General features: G+C 34.5%; 31 protein-coding genes and 2 tRNA genes. 32 read left to right on the forward strand and 1 reads right to left on the reverse strand.

What is annotated here, in order from left to right; translation table 11 throughout:
• Positions 1-7: 7 nt before the first annotated feature.
• The 32 genes from BMW45_RS15315 (at position 8) to BMW45_RS15465 (ending at position 22,807) form a co-directional block, all read left to right on the forward strand.
• Positions 8-820, forward strand: a complete 813-nt coding sequence (locus BMW45_RS15315) for a RecB family exonuclease (protein WP_092245348.1) — start codon at positions 8-10, stop codon at positions 818-820.
• A complete protein-coding gene (locus BMW45_RS15320; protein WP_092245351.1) occupies positions 821-4,282 on the forward strand; it encodes a PHP domain-containing protein in 3,462 nt (1,153 codons plus the stop codon).
• Between the two features lie 4 nt (positions 4,283-4,286).
• Positions 4,287-4,832 carry an ERCC4 domain-containing protein gene (locus tag BMW45_RS15325; RefSeq protein ID WP_143057047.1) on the forward strand — a complete coding sequence of 182 codons (546 nt, stop codon included), beginning with the start codon at positions 4,287-4,289 and terminating at the stop codon, positions 4,830-4,832.
• Between the two features lie 11 nt (positions 4,833-4,843).
• Positions 4,844-5,575 (forward strand): HD domain-containing protein, encoded by a 732-nt coding sequence (locus BMW45_RS15330; RefSeq protein WP_092245357.1) that lies wholly within the window; start codon positions 4,844-4,846, stop codon positions 5,573-5,575.
• Positions 5,576-5,634: 59 nt separating this feature from the next.
• Complete coding sequence (locus tag BMW45_RS27890) at positions 5,635-5,799, forward strand: hypothetical protein (protein WP_166433369.1); 165 nt, start codon at positions 5,635-5,637, stop codon at positions 5,797-5,799.
• A complete protein-coding gene (gene ligA, locus BMW45_RS15335) occupies positions 5,796-7,745 on the forward strand; it encodes an NAD-dependent DNA ligase LigA (RefSeq protein ID WP_092245359.1) in 1,950 nt (649 codons plus the stop codon). The genes BMW45_RS27890 and ligA overlap by 4 nt, the downstream gene beginning before the upstream one ends.
• Positions 7,746-7,856: 111 nt before the next feature.
• Positions 7,857-7,927 (forward strand) — tRNA-Gln (locus BMW45_RS15340).
• Positions 7,928-7,956: 29 nt separating this feature from the next.
• Positions 7,957-8,172, forward strand: a complete 216-nt coding sequence (locus BMW45_RS15345) for a hypothetical protein (protein ID WP_092245362.1) — start codon at positions 7,957-7,959, stop codon at positions 8,170-8,172.
• Positions 8,172-8,345 (forward strand): hypothetical protein, encoded by a 174-nt coding sequence (locus BMW45_RS27895; RefSeq protein WP_166433370.1) that lies wholly within the window; start codon positions 8,172-8,174, stop codon positions 8,343-8,345. The genes BMW45_RS15345 and BMW45_RS27895 overlap by 1 nt, the downstream gene beginning before the upstream one ends.
• Complete coding sequence (locus tag BMW45_RS27900; RefSeq protein ID WP_166433371.1) at positions 8,332-8,490, forward strand: hypothetical protein; 159 nt, start codon at positions 8,332-8,334, stop codon at positions 8,488-8,490. Before BMW45_RS27895 ends, BMW45_RS27900 begins: the two co-directional genes overlap by 14 nt.
• Positions 8,491-8,512: 22 nt before the next feature.
• Entirely contained in the window at positions 8,513-8,851 is a 339-nt protein-coding gene (locus tag BMW45_RS15350; RefSeq protein ID WP_092245365.1) for a hypothetical protein, read from the forward strand.
• A gap of 47 nt (positions 8,852-8,898) precedes the next feature.
• Positions 8,899-9,522 carry a hypothetical protein gene (locus BMW45_RS15355; protein ID WP_242883047.1) on the forward strand — a complete coding sequence of 208 codons (624 nt, stop codon included), beginning with the start codon at positions 8,899-8,901 and terminating at the stop codon, positions 9,520-9,522.
• Positions 9,523-9,533: 11 nt separating this feature from the next.
• On the forward strand, positions 9,534-9,764 hold the full coding sequence (locus tag BMW45_RS15360) for a hypothetical protein (protein ID WP_092245368.1): 231 nt from the start codon (positions 9,534-9,536) through the stop codon (positions 9,762-9,764).
• Positions 9,765-9,994: 230 nt separating this feature from the next.
• Positions 9,995-10,333 carry a hypothetical protein gene (locus tag BMW45_RS15365; protein WP_092245371.1) on the forward strand — a complete coding sequence of 113 codons (339 nt, stop codon included), beginning with the start codon at positions 9,995-9,997 and terminating at the stop codon, positions 10,331-10,333.
• Between the two features lie 262 nt (positions 10,334-10,595).
• Complete coding sequence (locus BMW45_RS15375) at positions 10,596-10,928, forward strand: hypothetical protein (RefSeq protein ID WP_092245377.1); 333 nt, start codon at positions 10,596-10,598, stop codon at positions 10,926-10,928.
• Positions 10,925-11,200, forward strand: coding sequence for a hypothetical protein (locus tag BMW45_RS15380; RefSeq protein WP_092245380.1), 276 nt, complete (start codon positions 10,925-10,927; stop codon positions 11,198-11,200). The genes BMW45_RS15375 and BMW45_RS15380 overlap by 4 nt, the downstream gene beginning before the upstream one ends.
• 37 nt (positions 11,201-11,237) lie before the next feature.
• Positions 11,238-11,714, forward strand: a complete 477-nt coding sequence (locus BMW45_RS15385) for a hypothetical protein (protein ID WP_092245382.1) — start codon at positions 11,238-11,240, stop codon at positions 11,712-11,714.
• 43 nt (positions 11,715-11,757) lie between these two features.
• On the forward strand, positions 11,758-12,105 hold the full coding sequence (locus tag BMW45_RS15390; protein ID WP_092245385.1) for a hypothetical protein: 348 nt from the start codon (positions 11,758-11,760) through the stop codon (positions 12,103-12,105).
• Positions 12,106-12,133: 28 nt separating this feature from the next.
• Positions 12,134-12,559, forward strand: a complete 426-nt coding sequence (locus BMW45_RS15395) for a hypothetical protein (protein ID WP_092245388.1) — start codon at positions 12,134-12,136, stop codon at positions 12,557-12,559.
• 8 nt (positions 12,560-12,567) lie between these two features.
• On the forward strand, positions 12,568-12,858 hold the full coding sequence (locus BMW45_RS15400) for a hypothetical protein (protein WP_092245390.1): 291 nt from the start codon (positions 12,568-12,570) through the stop codon (positions 12,856-12,858).
• A gap of 127 nt (positions 12,859-12,985) precedes the next feature.
• Entirely contained in the window at positions 12,986-13,216 is a 231-nt protein-coding gene (locus BMW45_RS15405) for a hypothetical protein (RefSeq protein WP_092245393.1), read from the forward strand.
• Positions 13,217-13,567: 351 nt separating this feature from the next.
• Entirely contained in the window at positions 13,568-14,125 is a 558-nt protein-coding gene (locus tag BMW45_RS15410; RefSeq protein ID WP_092245396.1) for a hypothetical protein, read from the forward strand.
• A 104-nt stretch (positions 14,126-14,229) separates the two neighbouring features.
• Positions 14,230-14,571 (forward strand): hypothetical protein, encoded by a 342-nt coding sequence (locus BMW45_RS15415; RefSeq protein ID WP_092245399.1) that lies wholly within the window; start codon positions 14,230-14,232, stop codon positions 14,569-14,571.
• Between the two features lie 15 nt (positions 14,572-14,586).
• Positions 14,587-14,826: a hypothetical protein gene (locus tag BMW45_RS15420; protein ID WP_092245402.1), complete on the forward strand. Its 240-nt coding sequence runs from the start codon at positions 14,587-14,589 to the stop codon at positions 14,824-14,826.
• A gap of 280 nt (positions 14,827-15,106) precedes the next feature.
• A complete protein-coding gene (locus tag BMW45_RS29100) occupies positions 15,107-15,583 on the forward strand; it encodes an HAD domain-containing protein (protein ID WP_416388664.1) in 477 nt (158 codons plus the stop codon).
• A gap of 60 nt (positions 15,584-15,643) precedes the next feature.
• Complete coding sequence (locus tag BMW45_RS15430; RefSeq protein ID WP_143057048.1) at positions 15,644-15,874, forward strand: hypothetical protein; 231 nt, start codon at positions 15,644-15,646, stop codon at positions 15,872-15,874.
• Positions 15,875-15,912: 38 nt separating this feature from the next.
• Complete coding sequence (gene nrdD / locus BMW45_RS27515) at positions 15,913-19,206, forward strand: anaerobic ribonucleoside-triphosphate reductase (RefSeq protein WP_242883048.1); 3,294 nt, start codon at positions 15,913-15,915, stop codon at positions 19,204-19,206.
• Positions 19,193-19,747: an anaerobic ribonucleoside-triphosphate reductase activating protein gene (gene nrdG, locus BMW45_RS15445; protein WP_242883049.1), complete on the forward strand. Its 555-nt coding sequence runs from the start codon at positions 19,193-19,195 to the stop codon at positions 19,745-19,747. Before nrdD ends, nrdG begins: the two co-directional genes overlap by 14 nt.
• Positions 19,735-19,923 carry a hypothetical protein gene (locus tag BMW45_RS15450; RefSeq protein WP_092245411.1) on the forward strand — a complete coding sequence of 63 codons (189 nt, stop codon included), beginning with the start codon at positions 19,735-19,737 and terminating at the stop codon, positions 19,921-19,923. Before nrdG ends, BMW45_RS15450 begins: the two co-directional genes overlap by 13 nt.
• Positions 19,924-20,063: 140 nt before the next feature.
• On the forward strand, positions 20,064-20,657 hold the full coding sequence (locus BMW45_RS15455) for a dCTP deaminase/dUTPase family protein (protein WP_092245414.1): 594 nt from the start codon (positions 20,064-20,066) through the stop codon (positions 20,655-20,657).
• 97 nt (positions 20,658-20,754) lie between these two features.
• Entirely contained in the window at positions 20,755-21,441 is a 687-nt protein-coding gene (locus BMW45_RS15460; RefSeq protein WP_092245417.1) for a hypothetical protein, read from the forward strand.
• 37 nt (positions 21,442-21,478) lie between these two features.
• Positions 21,479-22,807, forward strand: a complete 1,329-nt coding sequence (locus tag BMW45_RS15465) for a tyrosine-type recombinase/integrase (RefSeq protein ID WP_143057050.1) — start codon at positions 21,479-21,481, stop codon at positions 22,805-22,807.
• A 13-nt stretch (positions 22,808-22,820) separates the two neighbouring features.
• On the opposite strand, the gene BMW45_RS15470 is transcribed toward BMW45_RS15465, so the two are convergent.
• Positions 22,821-22,894 (reverse strand) — tRNA-Pro (locus BMW45_RS15470).
• Between the last annotated feature and the right edge of the window lie 48 nt (positions 22,895-22,942).

Genomic DNA, 22,942 nt, shown 5'->3' on the forward strand with positions numbered 1-22,942 from the left:
GATATGATTGGGAGAATATAGAGAGAAGATACAAGATATGAGGTTTTCGTTTAGTAGATGCCACTCATTCGAAGGGTGTAAGTATGAGTGGTACTTAAACTATCTTTTGAAAGACGAAAATGGGAAAAGAATATATGAGAACGAACAGAATTTTTATGCAGCATTTGGACATTTCTGCCATAGTATTTTAGAAAAGATTTCCCTGAATGAAATTGGATTAGCTGAAGCAGTTGAATACTATAAAGAAAAATATGATGAAGAAATTCAATGTTGGGATATCCCTGAATCTACAAGAGAAAAGTACTTTTTTCAGGGGCTAGATTATTTTGCAACATTGGAGATGGATTGGCTTGAAAAATATAAAATTCTCGGGGTAGAGAAAAAATGTGAGTTCTCAATAGGAATCAGGAGCTTCGTGGGATATATAGATTTATTACTTCAAGATAAAGAAACTGGGGGAATTGTAGTCTTGGATCACAAATCAAGCGAATATCCCATTGGTAAAAAAGGTAAGGTATTAAAGAAAAAAATAGCTGATTATGAAAGTTATAAGAAGCAGTTATACATATATAGCATTCAAGTATTCAATGAATATGGCGTATATCCAGAAAAAATTGTCTGGAACTATTTTAGAGATAAGGAATGGCTTGAACTTCCTTTTATAAAAGAGGAATATGAAGAATCTTTATCATGGGCGAACAATTTGATTGATCTGATAGAGGAAGAGGAGAATTTTGTCCCAACAATGGATTATTTTTACTGCCGCAATCTGTGTGGTTTTAGAAACTCCTGTGATTACAAGTTGATGGGAGGCGAGTAATTGTCTTTACTGGAAGATGCAAAAAAAGCAGTAGGAAGACTCAACTTTAAATTCCCATATGCTTTAGAAACATGGATTAACGATATGAATATGCTTATGGAAAATTATCATAAGCACACTACTTGGTCTGATTTGATACAGATTGATTCTGCGACTGACATTCATGAGTTTATGGAACATTCTAATTCGTATGGTTGTCAATGCTACTTTTCAGGAGAACATGGTTATCCAGGAGAATGGCTATATGTATATGACGTATGTAAAAATTCACAAGACGTAGAATATCGCAAAAAACATAAGTTATCGAAAGAAATTAAGTTCAGGTATTCTGCTGAAGTGTATTGGGTCAAAGACATAAATGAGATTAACCGAGAAGAATATGTTGATAAAAAGGGTAAGACACAAGTAAGTGAAAAACGAGATAAGACAAATTGCCATATGGTAATTGTTGCTCGAACATATCATGCTATGAGAAAACTGAATTACATAATCTCATGCGCTCATGGTGAAGGATTTTACGCAAAACCAAGGATAGACTTAAACATGTTATTCCAGCTTGATAAAGATGATGTTTATATCACCTCTGCATGTGTTGCAGGTTGGAAATATGAAAACGCAGAAGATATATGGCTAAAAATATGGGAGCATTTTGGAGACAATTTCTTTCTTGAATATCAGACCCATAATACCATGCCACAGAAATTATTGAATGACAGAATATATAAAATGTCTAAAAAATATGGCATTCAAACGATTGTAGGACTGGACACTCATTACATAAATGAGGAGGATCGGATTAAAAGAGAAAATCTTCTTCAACGAAAAGGGCAACATTACGATGATGAAGAAGGCTGGTATATGGATTTTCCTATCGGCAAGGAGACATATAGGAGGTTAATTGAACAAGCAGTTTTGCCTTCAGAAGAAATTGTTTATGCGATGATGAATACCCATGTTTTCATTGACGGTTGCGAAGAACTAACATACAAGACAAATTTTAAAATACCAATTGCCCCAATGTACGAACAATATAATTATGATGAAAGAGTAAAAATTCTCAAGGATATTTTATATGAGAAATATGGCGAGGAAGATATAGATCATAGGACTAAAGATAGAGAAGAGGGCATGTTATATGAGCATGGAGAAATTGAGTCTAGTGGAACTACCGATTACTTTTTAACCAACTACGAGCTTGTAAAACTGGCCGTTAACAAATATGGTGGGCAGCTGACAACTACATCAAGAGGGAGTGCGAGTTCATATTATTCAAGCAAGTTGCTAGGGTTTACCACAATGGATAGATTCGAATCTGAAGTTCCGATATATCCAGAACGTTTTATTACAAAAGATAGGATATTATCTTCCCATCAAATGCCAGATATAGACTTTAATGTTTCAAATCAGGAACCTTTTGTTTTTGCTGGGAGAGAACTGGTGGGAGAACATGGTTGCTATCCCCTGTTGGCAGTCGGTAAATTGGGTGAAAAGTCGGGTTTTAAGCTATATGCAGATATAAAAGGACTTGAACCCAGTGTGGCAAATGAGATCACTTCTTCTATTGACCAGTACAACGAGGCTCTGAAACAGGTAGATGACGAAGAAGATAAAAAAGATATTCACATAGAAGACTATATTACCAATAAAGAGCATTTAAAGATATTTAATGATAGTAAGCCGTACCAAGGAATTATTGAACAAGCAAAGGTTCATGCTTGTGGGTTCTTCTTATTCAATGGAAATCTTGAAGAACAAGATGTTATCGGATATGGAGATATTCGTTATGAGATAGGGTTAATAAGGTGTCATTCTGAAAGCACTGGAAAATCCACTGTTGTAGCGAATATCGAGGGAGGTTTGCTTGATTCATATGGTTATGTAAAAGATGATTTTCTTATCGTAGATGTCGTAGGGATTATTCATAAATTATATGAGAGTATCGGAAGAAAAGTGCCAACGGTTGCAGAGTTGCGGAAGATGGTTTCTGAAGATGAAAAGGTTTGGAAGCTATATGAAATCGGAGCTACTTGTTGTCTAAATCAGTGTGAGAAAGCAAGCACCACAAAGAAAGTAATGAAGTTCAAACCTAAGAATATCAAAGAATTGGCTGCATTTATTGCAGGTATTCGCCCGGGATTTAAGTCCCTAATTGATGGTTTCCTAAATAGGATTGATTATAGCAACGGAGAAAAAGCTATCGATAAACTCCTAGAAGATTGTTTTCACTATATGCTGTATCAAGAAGCAGTTATGAAAATCTTCTCTTATCTAGGTATTCCGATGAAGGATAGTTATGACACCATCAAGAAAATCAGTAAGAAGAAGTTAAAAGGCGAAGCACTTGCAAAAGTCGAGACTAGCCTAAAAGAACATTGGTTGCAAAATATCGGAAATCTGGATAATTTCGAGCCAGTGTATAAAGTTATCAAAGATAGTGCCAGATATAGTTTTAATGCTCCTCATGCTTTGGCTATGGCAAATGATTCTCTCTATGAAGCATGGCCTAAAGCTCATTATCTTTCTAAATTCTATGAAGTGACATTAAATCATTATCAGGATAAGGGGGATAAGAATAAAGTAGCTGCCTTAACAAAAGAAGCTATGACAATGTTTGGGTATACTATGGGAACATATGAGTATGGTAAAGACAACACTAAATTCACGGTTGATGATGAAAGCAAGATTATTTATCCTAATCTGTCCAGTGTTAAGGGGATAGGAGAAAAAGCCGTTCGTGCAATTATGGATATTTATGAACAGGGGGTAGATGATTTTGTTGATATTTACGTATCCATTAAAGGTACAAATATAAATGTGACGGTATTTAAAGACTTAGTAAAGATAGGTTATTTTAATAAATTCGGTTCTATTAAAAAACTTCTTACCATTACTGGAATAGTTGATTATTGGAAGGGAAGTGAAGGAAAGGGAAGAAAAACTGTAAAGAAGGCAGAAATTCCCGATCTCCATATTGACGAAGAAATAGTCAAAAAATATGCCACAGACAGATTGGCTTCTGGAAAAATTAGCGACGCACAATACAGTAACTTGAACTGGGTTGGGCTATGTAAGGAACTGGCGAGTTACATTGACGAGGAGGAGTTTGGTGTAATTCAGCTTGTGAAATTCCAGTATGAAGTGTTGGGTTACGTTGATTATGTAGATGATACTCTTGAATGGAGATATGTAGTAATTACAGATATAAACACGACATATTCGCCTAAATTCAACGCTTATAGTATTGGCAAAGGTAAGACCACCGAAATGAAGATACATAAGACCATAAACAAAAGAGATAAAGCAATAAAGACGAGTTTTAATGAAATACCTGTTCAAGATGGAGACATTATTTACATAAAGGATGTTAAAAAACAGCCTAAAAAACAAAAGGTTAATGACGAGTGGCAAATAGTCCCCGATGTTTACGAATGGTGGATTAAAGATTATATAAAAATGGCATAGGACGGTGAATCGTATTAAAAATTATTACACAGATAAGAAATACAAGGAACTTTTATCTCACATGGTTATACTCTGCGATACGAAAGAAAAGAGCAATGAAAATATAATAAAATATTTTGATGAAAATGGAATTGCGTATAAAAAACGTTCTCTTAAAACAGGCGATTATTCAATTATGGTAGAGGCTTGCCCGGAGTTGGGGTTTCTTATAGACACATATTTTACCGATGAATTGGTGATTGAGCGTAAAAACGGATTAAAGGAACTGGCTGGTAATTTGTCGAACAATCAAGATGATGACCGATTTATGAAGGAATTAAACAGAATGATTAATGTCTCAAACGTTTATCTTGTGGTAGAGAACGATAGACTGGACGATATTATGGAACACAATTACGATTCCAAATATAATGAAGATTCGTTTTTGAGAACATTACTAACATGGCAAAAGCGGAGCAATTTCTATCTGAATTTTGTTAATCGTGAGAACATGGGAAAATTCATTTATGAGATTTGCAAAAACTGTTTAGATAATAGCATTTTAAAATAGGAGGATAAAATTTGAAGAAAGAAATGTTTGAGAAAGAATTGGGATATATTGCAACAGAAGAAGTAAGAAAATTGGTCGAAGTTGGTTTAGAGAATTTGCCAGACTATTTCTTTTCAATGGCCGCTTCCACCACCGGAAAATATCATCCGTCATATGCTCTTGGAGAAGGTGGACTTGTTAGGCATACAAAAGCAGTTGCGTTATTTGCTAACTATATTTGCCAGCTAGAACAGACACAAAATGATCTTACTCAGGAAGAACGAGATTGTATGATTGCAGGTTCTATCTTGCACGATGGATTTAAAGAGGGGACTGGTGGGAGTAAATTCACCGTACATGACCACCCACAAATTTGTGCGAATTGGATATTAAGCAATGAGATTTTCAATGATTTCAATATGGACTACAGGAATAAAATTGCGGAAGTTATTTCCTCTCATATGGGACAGTGGAATGAAAATAAAAGAAGCAAGGTTGTTTTGCAGAAGCCAACAACGTCCATGCAGAAAATTGTTCATCTTTGTGATTATCTGGCATCAAGGAAAGATATTGAAATCCTATTTGATTCCAATGTGGAAGTGACAAAGCCAGACATTAATACATATACGTTTTCTTTCGGTAAGTATAAAGGACAGTTGATTACAGAAGTGGCAAAAGAGCATAAAGATTACTTAGAGTGGATGAATGGGAACATGACTATGAAAGAGCCGTTGAAAACATTTGTTTCCGAACTGCTTAAATGAAATGTGAATATATAGGTGGATTACCTTTTTATGAACCAAGCAATGAAAGGAGAATTGAGTTGAATATCGGAGAGGTTGTTGAAGAACTGATTAACTATAAAAGAGAATTTGGCATCTCATATCCTAGAGATGCAGCCATAAACGATGCTTGCAATATATTAAGCAGGTTGCCAAGAGATAAGAAAGCGGTAGACTGGATAATCGAAAATGGAGGAACCGAATGACGGATATTGAAAGAATCAAGGAGCTGACAAATCTCCTGAATCACCACAGAAATCAATATTATAACAAAAATAACTCTGAAATCAGCGACCAGGAGTACGATAAGCTGTTTGATGAGTTAAAAGAAAAAGAAGATAAAACAGGTTTTTGCTTGGCAAATTCACCGACGCAATCGGTAGGATATTTGGTGCAGAGCAAGCTTCAGAAGAGTATTCATGAGTATCCGATGTTATCCCTGGACAAAACAAAATCACCAGATGAGTTGTTGAAATTTATTGGGAAAAGAGACGCTGTTCTTATGCTTAAACTTGATGGGCTGACTGTATGTCTTACATACGATAATGGAGTGTTGCTTAAAGCAGAATCTCGCGGAGATGGTGCAGTCGGAGAGGATATTACCGAAAATGCGAAAACATTTTGCAATATTCCTCTTACAATACCATACAAGAATAAGCTTGTAGTATTTGGAGAAGCAATTATTGATTATAATACTTTCTACAAGATTAATAGTGAACTGCCCGACGAAAAGAATTATAAGAATCCACGTAATTTATGTAGCGGTACCGTAAGACAGTTAGATAGTAAGATATGTGCTGATAGAAAAGTGAAATTTATAGCATGGAGACTGGTTGAGGGGAGTGACGAAAACAACTTTTTCACAAGGTTAAATAAACTTGATGAATATGGCTTCGACGTTGTTCCATGGAGATTGATAGGTGAAGATATTCTAAATCAGTTGCAAAACATGAGAGTTACTGCCGAATCTTACGATTACCCCATTGATGGTTGCGTGGTGTCGTTTACTGATATTTCCTACATGGAATCGCTTGGAGCCACATCACATCATTTAAGAGGACAGCTTGCGTTTAAGTATGCAGAAGACCAGGAGTCTACTATATTAAGAGAAATCGAGTGGTCTATGGGTAAGACTGGTAATTTAACACCTGTTGCTATATTCGATCCGGTAGAACTTGCAGGAACTACAGTCAGCCGTGCATCCCTACATAATATCAGTATAATGAAGGATTTGGATATTAAAGTTGGTGCCAACGTGACGGTAGTTAAGAAGAACGAGATCATTCCGCAGATTATTGAATGTGACGCTGATGTAGCAGAGTTTGAAATTCCTGACACATGTCCAATATGTGGTGGTAAAACAGCGATAGTTAAAGTTAACGATACAGAGGTGCTTACATGTACTGACGCTGACTGCAAAGGAAAATTGCTTGGTAGGCTTACACATTATTCTAGTAAAAATGCATTGAATATTGACGGGTTATCTGAAGCCACGTTAGAAAAGTTCATGGAATTAGGTTGGCTAAATCAACTATCAGATATTTACACATTAGATTCCCATAAAGAAAAAATGGTCAAATTAGACGGTTTTGGCAAGAAATCAGCAGAGAAGTTATTAGCAGCAATTGAAAAATCAAAGAATACTACACTTGAACGATATCTCTATGGACTATCTATAGCCCTGATTGGCAAGACGGCCAGCAAAACTATCAGTAAGCAATTCAATGGAGATTATTCAAAATTCATCGAGGCGTTAGAAGATGGCTTTGACTTTACGCAACTTAACGATTTTGGAGCAACTATGAATAGTAGTATCTATGCATGGTACGAAAAATATAGCGATTCTGAGGACGCTTATATTCCAACGCTACTTGATTTTGAGAAGCCAAAAGCAGTTATAGTTGCTGATAATAATAAAGATTTATCAGGAATGGTATTTGTAATCACTGGTAACTTGACGCATTATTCCAATAGGAACGAATTGGTAGAAGAAATTGAGCGACTTGGTGGTAAAGTATCAGGTTCAGTGTCAGTGAAAACTACATACCTCATCAATAATAGCTTAGAAAGTAATTCTGGGAAAAATAAAAAGGCAAAAGAACTTGGAGTATCTATTATAACAGAAGAACAATTTATTTCCATGATTAAATAAACTTGATAGATATAAATAAAGAAAACCATTGACAAGAGATTGTTATGGTGATATCATTAATTCGTAGTAATAAATAAAGAAAACCGAAAGCGCATTAAGTTGTACTTTCTAGCGGTATAGTGAACAGGTTATCACGCTGGTCTTTGACACCAGAGAAGATGGTTCGATACCATCTACCGCCGTTACTTAATATAGAAGGAAGGAGAGAGTCATGTTAAAAGAATTGTTGGTTTACTTACATATTTTATGGGCTACAGAAAAAGAATTACGGTTGGAATTGTCACTCCTTAAACATCAATCCAAAATGGTAGATATCCATGAAAAGTATAAGGAATTTGAATTTAAGAACGGCGCGGCAAGAAATGAGTTTGATTATTTGCACACCGAGATCATGAACCGATTTTATCGTCGAAAGGAGGACGACTGATGATTTGTACATCATGTGGAAGCAATGCAGTTATACAGGTAACACATTTTGAGAAAGATAAACAAAGTAAATACTACAAGTGTAAGAATTGTAAAGCCAGAACTAACGAAAGCAAAACGTCATTTTATGAGATTTTAAAGAGGGAGGAGGAAAAGAGAGATGCCTACATATGAAATTAAATTTTACAGAGATAATGAAGAGATAGAGATTGATGAAATTCCAGAAGAATACTTGAACGGCATAATTCAGTCTTGTAGAAGTGAAATTGCCAGTAGAGAAAGATTTGAAAAAGTATTTAAGAGAATGGTAGGCAAGTAACTAAGGTTTCGAGGAGGTAAAAATGGAGAGACTCACGACGGTTCCACAAGCGTCCATGATCAAATGTTGTGGTTGCATAGAAGAATCCAATTGCTATAGTGATATATCATGTGATGAAATATTTGAGGGAATTAAAAAACTGAAAGCATATGAAGATACAGGATTGGAACCGGAAGAAATTGGATTCTTAGAACGAGATTTGGAGAAAAAAGTATGTACGGGATGTTGGCTTAAGGAGGGCAAAAAAATAGCTGAGAAGATATCTATGTTAAAGGAATTGCTTGAAGCGGCATCAGAAGAGATAGAAAATGTGTACGGTCATGATACAGAACTTATGGAGCGAATCAGGAATGCACTTTAATTCAGAAAACTGTGGTTTTATAGTGAAACGGGAAAAGGAGATAATATTTGGAAGATATTTTAGGAAGAGAATTACATGATGGAGATATTTGTGTTGGTAAAGGAACCGGTAGAAATGTAAGGGGAATGGACATAGGAGTATGGTCTGGTAAATCAATTGCATTCAAGGGTGGCAATAAGCGTTCCATGGGAGATGTATTTCTTGTGGTTAATCCTACAGAAGAGGAAATGGCAATTAAAAGAGATATTGAATCATCTCTTCAGAAAATAGAAAATAAGCGACAAGAACGAGATTCTATGAATACCATTCCATTATCCAAGCTTGAAGTTGGTGGAATTTACAAATGCACAAATGGACATTGCTATGTGTATCTTGGTAAGCGAAAAGTGACACTGAAAGATTTAGGTTATCACGAGAAAAAAGAAGATGTTCAGGAAGGTCATTGTTTCGTGTTTGTCTGCGAGAGCTATACAGACAAAGAGGTCAAAGAAGCTATTTTAAGTATTGGTACATATCATGGGAATCATTCGATTGCAGTGTTAAAAGGCGGTAAGAAACTTACGGATTTTGTAAGAAAGGCTGATTTACAATTTCCAATGGAGAATGAAGTAGAAAACCATTCCAGTTCAAGATACAGTTTCAGTTATCATTATAAATTAATTGTTGAGTAAGGAGAGCCTGAATGCGTTGGAATAGTAATACTACTGACGAAAATATTCTTGAAGATTTTATGTCTCACTTTCCATATGATTACGATAATATTAAACAACGAAAATTTGTATTTGAAAGTCTGATGTTTAAAAGGTATTTATTGGCAGTAAGATGGCAAATCCTGAAAGATGTCATTGAGGAAGATTTTGAAGAGATAAGATGTTTTGTATATAAAATTGTTAAGAAATTTTCGGAAATATGAAAGGAGTAAAATGAGTCATAATAAGGCATTAAGTTATCGAGAAAAGATAGAGAATTGGCGAAGAGTAAATCAGCCTGTTTTTGATGAATGGAACAGAAAAATATGTAAGTATTTCGAGGACAATCCAGAAGTAAAATCTATTACATTTACTATCGGAGACTCTGCACCGATAACAATTTGCCGTTAATATTCTTTAGCAAATTATTGTTTTATAAGGAGGAACGACGAGTTTGAGATTTTACTATGAAAACAACATGGGCGATTCAGGATTCTTTACATTAAAGAAATCAGAGATTGTAAAAGCAATTCAGTCTGCATGGAATATTGAGGCAAACCTATATATGGTCCCATCTGGAACAAATAATAAGAATCTTTTGAATCAATTTATTCATGGTAATATAAAACCTATTTTACTGCCAGATGAGGATAATGAGGTTATTAACGATTACCTAGAAGAATTTGGATTATATTTGATCGATGGTGATGAATATAGAGAGCTACGTTATATTAAATCAGGAGAATTAGCAATTGATCCTAATGACTATTCAGATATTTTGAGATTAAATTAGGTGGAGGTGATATATATTAAGACATTTTTAAAAGGATTATTGGCAACGGCAATTGGAATTTTATTGACTACATTAGAATTTGTACTGGTGATTTCATTTATAGCAGCCATTGTAGCAGCAATCATATTTCTGGTAAGTTTACTACCGTCAATCATTATCGGACTCAGGTTGATTGGAATAATAATTTTGTTACTGATATTACTGTTGTGGATTGCTGCGAATTCAGTAGATGCCTATAGAAATTTAAAAATGAGGGTTGAAAATGATTGATAAAAGCAAATTAAAAGAGGGAGATATTGTATGGGCATGTGCTTTCAATATTGACTTAGATAGACAATCTCATTTTGGAGGCAAGGTAGTTCATTCGAAACAGGAACCTATCAAGGGAATCATACATAATAAATATTTCCATGTCTTAAAGCAAGATGGTACTCCAAGAGCAAACGGTGTCAGTTTATATAGTAGGGATTTTGCTGAAACATACGAGGAATGCGTGGAGATTTACAATAAAAAGATTGGTGAAAAGATTAATAAGTTATGTAGAACAGTAAAGGAATTAAGGAAGGAATTGATTGAACGGGAGGAGAATATTTGAAAACAATTTCAAAGGTGATTTTTGAGAAGCACTATACAAGTCCTTCAAAATGGGGGCAGAAAATAGAAACCTACATTAAGATTGAACGACATTTTGATTTTAAGGAAGGAATCAAATATTCCGTTTGCACTCCAAATCATTCATGCTGTAAGAAGAAATTATTTGACGCTATGGTTTGGGCAATGGAACACGAAAGTATAAAAGGTATGAAGTATGAAGGACTTAAAGAGAAGATCTATAAACATAAATTATGGAACAAAATTGCTGAGTAAATGTCCATTTGGTTAAAATTATAGGAGGATAAATAAAATGGCGTATTTAAGTTATAACAATAAGTATATTGATATCAGCGATGAACTGGCTGAAAGATTAGAATTAGTAAATGATATTTGCAAGATACATAACGATGATATTCCTAAAGTAATCGAGTCTATGGCAAAAGAACCAAATTATATGATGGAGACATTGGAGGAAAATGTTTTAAAGTTGAAGCTATTCTCTAAAGATATTGCCAAGAAGTATAAGGAAGCAGTTGTTGAAGAAACAAATGCCTTATATGAAATCTGGGATAGCTGCGAAGAAAAACGAACTGCGGCCTATAACAAAGCAAAAGAAGTAAATGAGGTGCTTTATCAGACCTCCGATGTTATTACCAGTATTAAAAAATCATTAGATGGTTTCAACATATATGGGGCAGAAAAGGTATTGAGTTTACTTGAAAAGTTTAACTCTATGTCTGAGAAAGAAAAAAGTTTGTTTGAAAAATTATTGGAGGTTTCAAGATAAAATGATTCATTGGTTGCAATTTTAAAAGAAAGGATAGTACATAATGGCAAAAGTATATTTAGTAGAAGAATCGTGGGGAATATGCTCTGACTGTAGTACCGTAGCCGCATTTTTAGACGAAGCAAAGTGCGATAAATTTATTGAAGAACATATGATTCCAAGAAATGAAGAGATGGAACGACTAGAAACGTGTCGTAGGTGTAGATGCCATGATAAAGAGGATTTTAGTTACACTCATAAATATGACGAAATATTTTTATTAGAGAATGAATGTCCTCTTGCAAAAATTGGTGTTGATAGAAATGGTAAATATTGTGAAAACGAAAATGCCGATTATTATTTAATGAGTACGAATGACTATTCAAAATGGTCTATTGATATAACAGAATGAGAGGAGAATTAATTGAAGATCTTTGATTATGCGGATTTGGGTGGAAAAATTCTCTTGGGATTATTCAAGGCTTGGGATTACACCAGAATCAGACGGTATAACACCCATCGCTGAAACTAATAAATCCATAGAAATGGGTGATGTACTTGTTATTGACGATATGGCTTATACAGTTTCTTCCATGTCTGGTAGAGGTGATACATATTATGCGGCCTATGTTCAAAAACTGAAGAATCAAGATATTTTCGTCGGGAACAAAGAGCCAGCAAATCAGAACTATAAATCAGAAATTACCTGCCCTTACTGTGGCTGTGAAACCGAAAGCTGGGAAATGGACGACGAAGAAGATGATTATACATGTGGGAACTGTGGAAGTACATTTTCCTATCAGAGACATGTAACTGTTGAATATTGTAGTCAGCCTAAATATAAGGCTGAATCTAAGAGGTTGTGAGGTAAATAATGGAGAAAACCAAAGAATGGCATTATCTTGAAAATGAAAACAGGTGGTTACTATTATTTTGTCCATATTATAATGAGGAGATCGTTGCTCAATTACATAAAGATCAATGTGGAGATTGGTTACTTGATTCAATAGTTTTGAGATTAAAAGATGAATATATTGATAATTTCAATGACCACGAATGTCTGGAAGTAATACAAAGCAAGGTAGAAGAAAAGATTCATGAGCACTATCTAGAAGAGGCCAAGTATTATAAAGAATTGGCGGACAAATTTATGGAGGCGGAATGATGGATTTATATTTCAAATTTAAGTTTGCTTTTGAATATCTGTTGCCACTACTCCTTATTGGGATGACTACACTATATTTTATGTTTAAGCATTTTAAGAAACGTAAGTAGAAGAAATTGGAGAAGATATGAGTAAAAGAACAAAATCGAATCTTGTTGGAATAGGAACTGTTTCACTATTGTCGATGTGTTTTGCCTTATCATTTGCTGCTCTTGCTACTAATTCATTACTATTAGCATTGATTAGCTTCACCACCGCAATTGTTCGGTCAGAAATGAAGGAGTGGTATGGTAAGTGCAGAATGGAAGAGATTGATGAGTTATTTGACGATATTAATAGTTCGGATTTATATTTGTGATTTACCATAAAACAGATATTTTATAAAGAAAATTAACAAGAAAGGAGATGTAGAAAATAGATAAATTAAAAGACAAGTTCTTGATATTTTGCAATGAATGTAGCTGGAAAGAAAATACAATTGGTTTAAAATATGAATTTTGCCCGAAATGTGGGCATGTAAATATTGGATTCAGTAAGATCAAAGAAGCATTAAAAGAGTCTGAAAACTAGAAGCTGTTATTTTTGTACCCAAAATTAAAGATGATACACAATATATAGCATTTAAAAAATATTAAAACACAATATATAGTAATGAAAATACTAGCAAATGGCTCTTTTATGAGCTTTGGATAAGAAAGGAGAATAACTATTGATACTCCTCATTGGAAAGACCTGTTCGGGAAAAGACACAATATTAAATGAAATAGTAAAACTTGGCTACAAGAAAATAGTAACTTATACAACACGCCCCATGCGTCCAGGCGAAGTCGACGGTGTCAATTATCATTACATATCAAGAGAGAGCTTCTTAGCAAAAGAAACTAATGGGTTCTTTGCTGAAACCACAAGTTATAATGTTGCTACCGGAGACACATGGTATTATGGTTCCGCTATTGAGGATTACGATAATGACAAAGTGATGATTGTTAATCCAGATGGTATTAAGCAAATCGCTAAGATTAAATCGTTGAATCCGGTTGTATCTTATATTCAAGCAAATGAAGATATTATCAGAAAGAGATTGTCCGAAAGAGGAGACAATCCTTTGGAAGCTGATAGGAGAATCGAAGCAGATGATAAGGATTTCTTTGAAATTGAAAAATATGTGGATTATTATGTTGTGAACAATGGAGAATTTACGCCATTGGAATTAGCTAAAGATATTATTGGTATATATAAATTTGCAAAGGGAGGTATTTTTTCATAGAAAACTATTACGTATATCTCGCCGGGAGCATGACTGCTTTTGGTGTAGATAGATATCATTAAGGAAACCAATGGAGAAAAGAAGCAAAGAGAAAGCTGTTTCGGTTGGCTGACTTATATGGAGCAATTAAAAAACCGGTGACTATCAATCCTAACGATCACTTTTCTTTCCTAGATGATACTGCATATAAAAGTCAAAGGGAAATTAAAGAACTAGACTTACATAAGGCAAAGAATAGTGATTTGATTATTGTTAATTTCAATACTAATAACAGCATTGGCACATCAAAGGAGATTGCCATTTGCCACGATAAGGGGGTTCCTGTTATCGGCTTGAATGAGCAGAACTTAGAGCTGCACCCATGGGATATTGACGATTGCAACAGGATATTTGATGATATGGACGAAATGCTTGAATATGTAGCTAAGCATTATTTGATGGATTAGGAGGTAAATACAAAAATGAAATATTCAATAGAAACAATTAAAGGTGGCTGTGTCGAAACCATTATTTTAAGTGACGGAAGTACATATTTAAAGAAACATGTGAAAACAGATTTCGGATCTGAATGCTGTGATAAAGATTTTTCGGAACAGATGGAGAGCGATGGGATTTGTCCTGAAATACTTGAAAAAGTATATGATTCGTTTGACGGATTCCTTGCAAGCGACTTCATGAGTATTGGCGAGTTAGATTGCTAAAAGCTAAATAATCGGAGATTTTGTGATGATTATTTGAATTAAAAATAGGAGTATAAAAATGGATATGTTTAAAGATATGTGCGTAAAACAAGGTTATGTGCCACCTACCTGCTTATTGGAAGGTCAGCTTTGTTGGCTACTAGTTCAAAGCCAAGGAGACCCGTGTAAAGGCTGTAATTGTGACCGAGAAAAGTGTAATGGAAGAAATAGAGAGTAACTAAATCTTAAGATAGAAGGGTTATTTTATTAGGAATGAGAGAGGAGCGATCATATAAAAATTATATTTTTAGATATTGATGGGGTCTTGAATTGTCAATCTTCAAAGTCTAAGTGTAACGGACTAATTGGGATTGATAATGATAAGGTTAATAACCTTGCTGACATAGTAAAGCATACTGAAGCCAAAATAGTTCTTTGCTCTTCGTGGAAAGATTGTTGGGAGAGGGTAAATAAAGAAGATCAACATGTGTTAGGTAACTACTTGGATAAAAAACTAAGAAGAAAAAAACTGTTTATATTCGATAAGACAACTGACGACGGAAGCAATCGAGGAGATGGTATAACAAACTGGCTTAATAATGTCAAGGCTCATCACAAAGTAGAATCGTGGATTGTCATAGATGATGAAATCTTCAAAGACTATGACCACTATGGAATTATGAAGCATTTGGTTAAGACGGAGTTCTATAACAGTAGCGGAGGACTTCAATGTGAGCATGTAGGTAAGGCGATCCAATTATTAAATAATTGCGACTAAAGGAGATTTCTATTAGATAAATGAAAGGATTAAAGAGTGAATAATTTTTAGATGATGGTAATGATTGATGATTTACACGCAGAATTAGAGAGAATTATAAAGAGAGACGGACACGGGAAGACATGGATTCTGTGTGGCAGTGAAAATGTATCTGATAACAATGACAAAGTGATTGATCACATTGCAAGAAAACCAATCGGATTTGATGAAAGTAATAGTTTTTGCTATGTGTTATGTACAAAAGAAGCAGGTAAAGGCTGCATGAAATATACCCGTGAAAATTCACGTTGATATAGATATTACATAAATGAATGGAGGAGCTTTATAGATTGAAAATTATTAAAAGAGATGGTAGTAAGGTTGACTTTGACAAGAGTAAGATTAAGAAAGCAATTTTAAAAGCGTTTATTGATGTTGACGGAGAAGAAAGCCCTTATGCAAAAGAGAAGGCAAGAGATATTGCGAATTACATAGAATCCTTAAGTAAAGAAATGTCAGTAGAGAATATCCAGGATGTTGTTGAAGAAAAGCTCATGTCCAGCAACCGGAAAGATGTGGCAAGAGCATATATTCAGTATCGACTTAAAAGAAGTTTGATCAGAGAAAGTAACACTACCGATAAAAGCATTCTGGAGTTGCTTGATGGAAATAGCGAGTATTGGAATACGGAAAATTCAAATAAAAATGCCAGATTAAACACAACCATTAGAGATTATACGGCAGGGGTAGTAAGCAAGGATTTAACAGAAAGAATTTTGCTTCCAAAAGATATTGTTGAAGCTCATAATGCTGGAATTATTCATTTTCATGATGAAGATTACTATATGCAACGAATGCATAACTGTGATCTGGTGAATCTAGAAGATATGCTCCAAAACGGAACTGTGATATCTGAGACATTGATTGAGAAACCGCATAGTTTTTCTACGGCATGTAATATTGCAACGCAAATTATTGCACAGGTTGCAAGTTCGCAATATGGCGGTCAGAGTATTTCTCTTGCACATTTAGCACCTTTTGTTGACATTAGTAGAAAGTCTATCAGGAATGATGTAATAAAAGAACGTACAGTTACCGGCGACGATTTAGATGAAGAGAAAATTAACACAACTGTCAAGATGAGACTTGCTAAAGAGATAAAGAAGGGCATTCAAACTATTCAATATCAGGTAATCACGTTGATGACAACAAATGGACAGGCCCCATTTTTATCAGTCAATATGTATCTTAACGAAGTTAAAGATAGTCAGACAAAGGAAGATCTGGCATTAATTATTGAGGAAGTATTGAAACAAAGATTGCAAGGTGTAAAAAATGAGGTGGGCGTATGGATAACGCCAGCATTTCCAAAGCTATTATATTTTCTTGAAGAAGATAATGTCTGTGAAAACAGCCCTTATTGGTATTTGACGGAATTGGCTGCAAAATGTACTGCAAAAAGAATGGTTCCAGACTACATATCTGAAAAAATTATGTTGAGAAATAAAATTGATAAGAATGGAAATGGAAATGCGTATCCATGCATGGGCTGCGTAGAAAGTAATGAAATAATTACATACAAACACAAAGGTAAATTATATGTAGAATCTTTTAAAAGAATGTGGACGAGGCTTTCCGACAATTTCTGCGCAAAAAGACAGTTTGAAGATAGCGAGGACTATCTATATATAGACTTAGATGATGTGCAGATTTATGACACCGAAAAGGGTTTTGTAAATACGAAAAGAATTATTCGTAATAAAAGTGATAAGTGGGTGAATGTAAAATTATCACATGGCAGATCTCTTATATGCACCCCTGATCATCCATTCCATACAGAGAGGGGGAGAATAAGGGCTGATAGTTTAAAAAATACAGATACTGTTAATATTAATTCTTCTCAGTATTTTGAAGAATCGCAATTATTTGATGATGACAAGGCGTGGCTGTTAGGTTTTATTTTGTGTGACGGTTGTTATGACGGACATGTATCCTCATCTATTGCATTTGACAGCGAAAACGATATTGAAGCAGCTTATATAGAAAGAATGAAAAATTGTTTTGATTCTAAGGTGGAAGTTGTTGAAAGACATCGGGGGGTAAAAGGAAAATATAAAGACTTGTGTTCTATCGGCAACGTATCGGATATAATTGATTATTTATCAATTAAATTCGAAGGGTTAACAAAATTGAGAAGACATATACCCAATGAAGTTTTTTCATGGAATTATACTGCCAAACTAAGCTTTCTAGCAGGAATGGTCGACGCCGATGGATACATTAATCCGACCACTCATAATGGCTCAGTAGTACAGATAGGCTCTACAAATAAAGAGCTTGCTTTGCAGCAAGCGGCGTTAGCGAGAGCACTTGGTATGCCAGCAGCGGTATACCAAAATCATTATTCAAAGAAAAATCCTAATGCAATCAGATATAGAGTAGAATTCGCCCCGTCCGAAGAATTGCTCACATATATCGTATCAAATAAAAAAGTTGATAATTACATAGAAAATGGCACTGATTATCATTTTTATAAGTCAAAGGTAAATAGTGTAGAAATAATTAATGGTATGTCAGACTATAGTTATGATGTTACTACAGACAGTGATCACTTTGAGGTTAGCGGTATTTATAGTCACAATTGTAGAAGCTTCTTAACTCCATATGTTGATGAAAATGGAAATCCGAAATACTATGGTAGATTTAATCAGGGCGTTGTAACTATTTCGCTTCCGGATATCGCATTGTCATCAAATGGTGATGTTGAAACATTCTGGACGATTTTTGAGGAGAGAATGGAATTGTGCCACAAAGCATTGCGATGTAGACATGAAAGATTAATGGGTACAACGTCAGATGTTGCACCAATACTATGGCAAAATGGTGCGTTAGCCAGGCTTAATAAGGGAGAAAAAATAGATAAATTGCTCTACGGAGGATATTCGACTTTATCACTTGGGTACGGTGGATTATATGAATGCGTAAAATTCATGACCGAACATTCTCATACTGATAATGGAATTGGCAAGGAATTCGGATTAGAAGTAATGAGAGCACTTAATCAGAAATGTAATCAATGGAAAGCCGAAGAGGACATTGATTATAGCATCTACGGTTCTCCGATTGAATCTACTACATATAAATTTGCTAAATGTCTTAAAAAGAGATTTGGCATCATTGAAGGAATCACCGATCGTGATTACATAACAAATTCATATCATGTTCCAGTATTTGAAGCAATTGACCCATTTGAAAAGTTGGCATTAGAAAGTGAATTTCAGGCATTAAGTCCAGGAGGAGCAATTAGCTATATCGAATGCGCTGATCTAACAAATAACACACAAGCCGTTCTGGAAGTTATGAAATTTATTTATGATCACATTATGTATGCAGAATTAAATACAAAGAGTGATTATTGTCAGGTTTGTGGTTACAATGGAGAAATAAAAATAGTAGATATCGATGGTAGCTTAGATTGGGAGTGTCCTAATTGTGGAAATCGCGACCACTCTAAAATGAATGTATCAAGACGTACCTGTGGATACATTGGAACAAACTTCTGGAATCCTGGACGCACAGATGAGATGAGATCGAGATATGTTCATCTTGACGATCACGAATTAAAAGAAGGTGATTGCAATTAGATATGCAAGCATAAGGCCACTAGATATCAGCAACGGAGAGGGAGTAGGTGTTTCTCTCTTCGTGCAAGGTTGTCATTTTCATTGTGAAAATTGCTTCAATCAGTCTACATGGGATTTTAATGGTGGCAAAGAATGGACTGAAGACAATGAGAACAAATTCTTTAAATTAATAGACAGACCACATATAAAGCGTGTGAGTATCCTCGGAGGCGAACCATTGGCTGATGAAAACACGTCGGAAGTCCTAAAAATTTGCAAGCAAATTCGTCTTTTATTTGGAAACACAAAAACAATATGGCTATATACGGGCTACTCTTGGAATGAAGTCTTTGATAAAGTCGGCTGTATTTACCAACAAAATTTTAGTACTGATAAAATTATAAGAAGAGAAATAATAAAACATTGTGATGTATTAGTTGATGGTAGATACTTAGATGAATTAAAAGACCAGTCTTATCCATATGCAGGTAGCACCAATCAAAGAGTTATTGACGTAACGAAATCATTACAGAGGAGCCAGATAGTTTTATGGAACAAGTAGACACTAATCTTTTAGAACAAGCAAAAAGATACTTTAATGATGAAATATATCAAATTAATATTATGCTTGGAGGTAGACTGTATGATGACTACAAAGAATTTATTCTAAACAAAAAAGAATATTATCGAATCGCTAGTGAATTAATAGAAAGGCTGCTATATGAAGACGACAAGTGAATGTAGTAAATGTAAGCATTGCGAAATTGATGATTCAGATAAGAAAAAGTGGATTATCACTTGTAAACTGACTGATAAGAAATACGTGTATGGACAAAAAATTCCATGTGATGAAAAGATTGAACGATAAGGAGAATTTAATGACGGTAAACGATAACAAGTTGTTGTGGGCAAAAGTTAAACCGGATGCAATTATTCCAACAAAGAGAACTGAAGATGCTGGATATGATATTTATCCTTGCTTTGAAGAAGATTATATTATAGTTCCCACTCATGAAACGAGATTAATTCCAACAGGAATTGCGAGTGCGTTTTCAAATGATTATGTTGCCGTATTAAAAGAGAGGGGGTCTACGGGGACAAAAGGAATCGCTCAGAGATGCGGAATTTTAGATTCAGGGTTCCGCAATGAGTGGTTTGTGCCTATTACAAATGCCTCCAATAGAGAGTTGATTATTTCAAAACTTTCAATTGCTGAGTTAATTAATAAATATTCTATGTCAGATGATGAAGGAGATAAATATATTCTTGATGGAAAGGTGAGGGTTTATTTGGATTTTGGAGAATTTACCGAAGAAGAGGATCTTCCAACTATCTATTCATATTCTAAAGCAATTTGTCAGGCGCTAATTTTACCAGTTCCAAAGATGAACTCAAAAGAAATCTCATATGAGGAATTAAAATCAGTTACCAGCGAACGAGGTATGGGAATGCTTGGTAGCAGCAACAAATAATCAGCAAACGTCTATGGTTGCAAACATAGGCTTTACATAAATTAATAAAAACTATAGGATACCGGTATCCTTCAAATCAAAAATTTGGAGGATTGTAATGAGAAAATTAATAACAGTAGGCATGACATCATTCTGTCTAGCCTTTACGATGCCCATGGTAACATGGGCGAATAATATAGGTGAAACCGTTACCACGGCACAGTTTGAGAAAGTATTACCTTATGTAACAGATATGACACCTAAATACACGGCAGGAAATGTGAACATTCGTAAAGAACCGAATATCAACTCAGAAGTTTATGGACAAACAATACTTAATGGAACGGTAGATGTGGTGGTCGAACTTGGTGGTTGGAGCATGATATTTGCTGAAGATGCCGAAGATAATTTCGCGTACATAAATTCAGAATATCTGTCTGACGCGGAGATTACATATTCTCAGGAAGATTTATTAGTATTTGCAAAGACTGCTTGTGGAGAAGCACAGTCATGTGACGATCAAGAACAAAGATATGTACTATCAGTATTAAAGAATAGGATTAATCATAAGGATTATCCGAATACAGCTATTGAGGTCGCAAAGGATAAAAGATGGGGAATACAGTATTTGTCTTGGTATGACGGAAATGTAGAAAGGGAGATACAGCAGAGCAACTGGGATAATGCAAGATATATCTTGCAATATGGTAGTATGTTACCTGATTATGTGATTGGGCAATCTCAGTCAGTGCCAAAAGGAAAAACATTGTATTTAAAAACAAAGTATCATTGTTATTGGTATTAAATTATATCCGTCCTTCGGGGCGGTATTTTCTTACAGAATGGAGATGAAAGTATTTAACAAAGAAGTTAGTGATTCACAGTTGTTGAATTATTTATTGAAAAATAGTAATATAGATATCAACGATGTGCGAAACAGTATTGTTGATATGGAAAAACAAAAAATATTAGACTCTCACAAGTATGAAATTTGGCAAGGGAAGGACGGGTATTGGAGAACATATTTGCCGAAAGAGGGTAAAAGGGTATTAGTTAAGAAAAAAACATTGGAAAAAATTAATGAGAAAGTTGTCGAATTTTACCAACAAGAAGATGAAGGTAAAAACAGAGTCACTTTTAAAGTTGCATATGACAGTTGGTTACAATCCTATTCCGTTAGATTCACAACTGAAAATACTCTAAATAAATATGCAACTGACTATGATAGATATTTTAAAAATACTGATTTTGAAGAATTAGACATAGCTAAAATTAACGAAGAAGTAATCACCGAGTTTATAATTACAATAGTTAAACAAAAGAAATTATGTCAAAAGGCTTGTAAGACATTATGTGGCTATATTAGAAACACTCTAAAAAGTGCAAAAATAAACAAATTAATTAATGATAATCCGTTTGACAATCTTGAAACCAAAAGTTTTTATCCCTATTGTACAAGAAAGATTAAAACAATTGAGGAAAGAACTATATCAAATGAAGAATACAAGTTATTATATGAAAAGTTTGAAGAAGATCATTTGAAACAGCCAAATTATATCCCAACGTATGCTGTAGAATTTGCAAGTTTAACTGGATTTAGAGTTAGTGAAATTGCGGCTTTAAAGTGGAGTGATATACAAAATGGAATGATTGTAGTTAATAAATCGGAAAAATACGTTAGAGATAAGAAAGAGTATTTTATTGGTGAAACTAAAAATGGGAAAACAAGATATATGCCAATGACCGAAGAAATAACCAAACTTTTAATAAGGCTGAGAAGAGTTGAAGAAGAATACGGATATCTTGGTGAATTTATTTTTTCTAATGAAAACGGAAGAATACATGCTCCGATAATATCTGATTGTGCCAGAAACAAATGTATTCAAGTAGGGATTCCAAATAAGAGTATTCATGCCTATAGACGTACATTCTCATCTAAATTAAAATGTAATGGCATATCATCAACAATAGTAAGTTCGTTAATGGGACACACGGAAGATGTTAACGAGCAATACTATACTTATGATGTAAGCAGTATGCACGAAAAACAGGTATTCGTTCAGATGATTACTAAAGAAATAGCTATGTCAAGATTTGAAAACAACTCTAATGAAAAGGTAATCAATAGTAATCAATATGATCCGACTCATATTATGCTTGAAACCCTTTAAATATAAGGAAAAATCGGAGTAACAGGATTTGAACCTGCGACCTCTCGGCCCCCAGCCGAGCGCGCTACCAAGCTACGCCATACTCCGTTTTCTTGACACATATGGTATTATAGCAGAAAGTTTCCGATTGGTAAA

The sequence above is a fragment of the Lacrimispora sphenoides genome (assembly GCF_900105215.1).
Classification (GTDB): domain Bacteria; phylum Bacillota; class Clostridia; order Lachnospirales; family Lachnospiraceae; genus Lacrimispora; species Lacrimispora sphenoides_A.

Excerpts from the sequence above, each read along its gene's own strand:
- ligA (WP_092245359.1), top strand. The coding sequence starts at position 5,796 with ATGACGGATATTGAAAGAATCAAGGAGCTGACAAATCTCCTGAATCAC.
- BMW45_RS15345 (WP_092245362.1), top strand. The coding sequence starts at position 7,957 with ATGTTAAAAGAATTGTTGGTTTACTTACATATTTTATGGGCTACAGAA.
- BMW45_RS27895 (WP_166433370.1), top strand. The coding sequence starts at position 8,172 with ATGATTTGTACATCATGTGGAAGCAATGCAGTTATACAGGTAACACAT.
- BMW45_RS27900 (WP_166433371.1), top strand. The coding sequence starts at position 8,332 with ATGCCTACATATGAAATTAAATTTTACAGAGATAATGAAGAGATAGAG.
- BMW45_RS15350 (WP_092245365.1), top strand. The coding sequence starts at position 8,513 with ATGGAGAGACTCACGACGGTTCCACAAGCGTCCATGATCAAATGTTGT.
- BMW45_RS15360 (WP_092245368.1), top strand. The coding sequence starts at position 9,534 with ATGCGTTGGAATAGTAATACTACTGACGAAAATATTCTTGAAGATTTT.
- BMW45_RS15375 (WP_092245377.1), top strand. The coding sequence starts at position 10,596 with ATGATTGATAAAAGCAAATTAAAAGAGGGAGATATTGTATGGGCATGT.
- BMW45_RS15385 (WP_092245382.1), top strand. The coding sequence starts at position 11,238 with ATGGCGTATTTAAGTTATAACAATAAGTATATTGATATCAGCGATGAA.
- BMW45_RS15390 (WP_092245385.1), top strand. The coding sequence starts at position 11,758 with ATGGCAAAAGTATATTTAGTAGAAGAATCGTGGGGAATATGCTCTGAC.
- BMW45_RS15395 (WP_092245388.1), top strand. The coding sequence starts at position 12,134 with ATGCGGATTTGGGTGGAAAAATTCTCTTGGGATTATTCAAGGCTTGGG.
- BMW45_RS15400 (WP_092245390.1), top strand. The coding sequence starts at position 12,568 with ATGGAGAAAACCAAAGAATGGCATTATCTTGAAAATGAAAACAGGTGG.
- BMW45_RS15405 (WP_092245393.1), top strand. The coding sequence starts at position 12,986 with ATGAGTAAAAGAACAAAATCGAATCTTGTTGGAATAGGAACTGTTTCA.
- BMW45_RS15420 (WP_092245402.1), top strand. The coding sequence starts at position 14,587 with ATGAAATATTCAATAGAAACAATTAAAGGTGGCTGTGTCGAAACCATT.
- BMW45_RS15430 (WP_143057048.1), top strand. The coding sequence starts at position 15,644 with ATGATTGATGATTTACACGCAGAATTAGAGAGAATTATAAAGAGAGAC.
- BMW45_RS15450 (WP_092245411.1), top strand. The coding sequence starts at position 19,735 with ATGGAACAAGTAGACACTAATCTTTTAGAACAAGCAAAAAGATACTTT.
- BMW45_RS15455 (WP_092245414.1), top strand. The coding sequence starts at position 20,064 with ATGACGGTAAACGATAACAAGTTGTTGTGGGCAAAAGTTAAACCGGAT.
- BMW45_RS15460 (WP_092245417.1), top strand. The coding sequence starts at position 20,755 with ATGAGAAAATTAATAACAGTAGGCATGACATCATTCTGTCTAGCCTTT.
- BMW45_RS15465 (WP_143057050.1), top strand. The coding sequence starts at position 21,479 with ATGGAGATGAAAGTATTTAACAAAGAAGTTAGTGATTCACAGTTGTTG.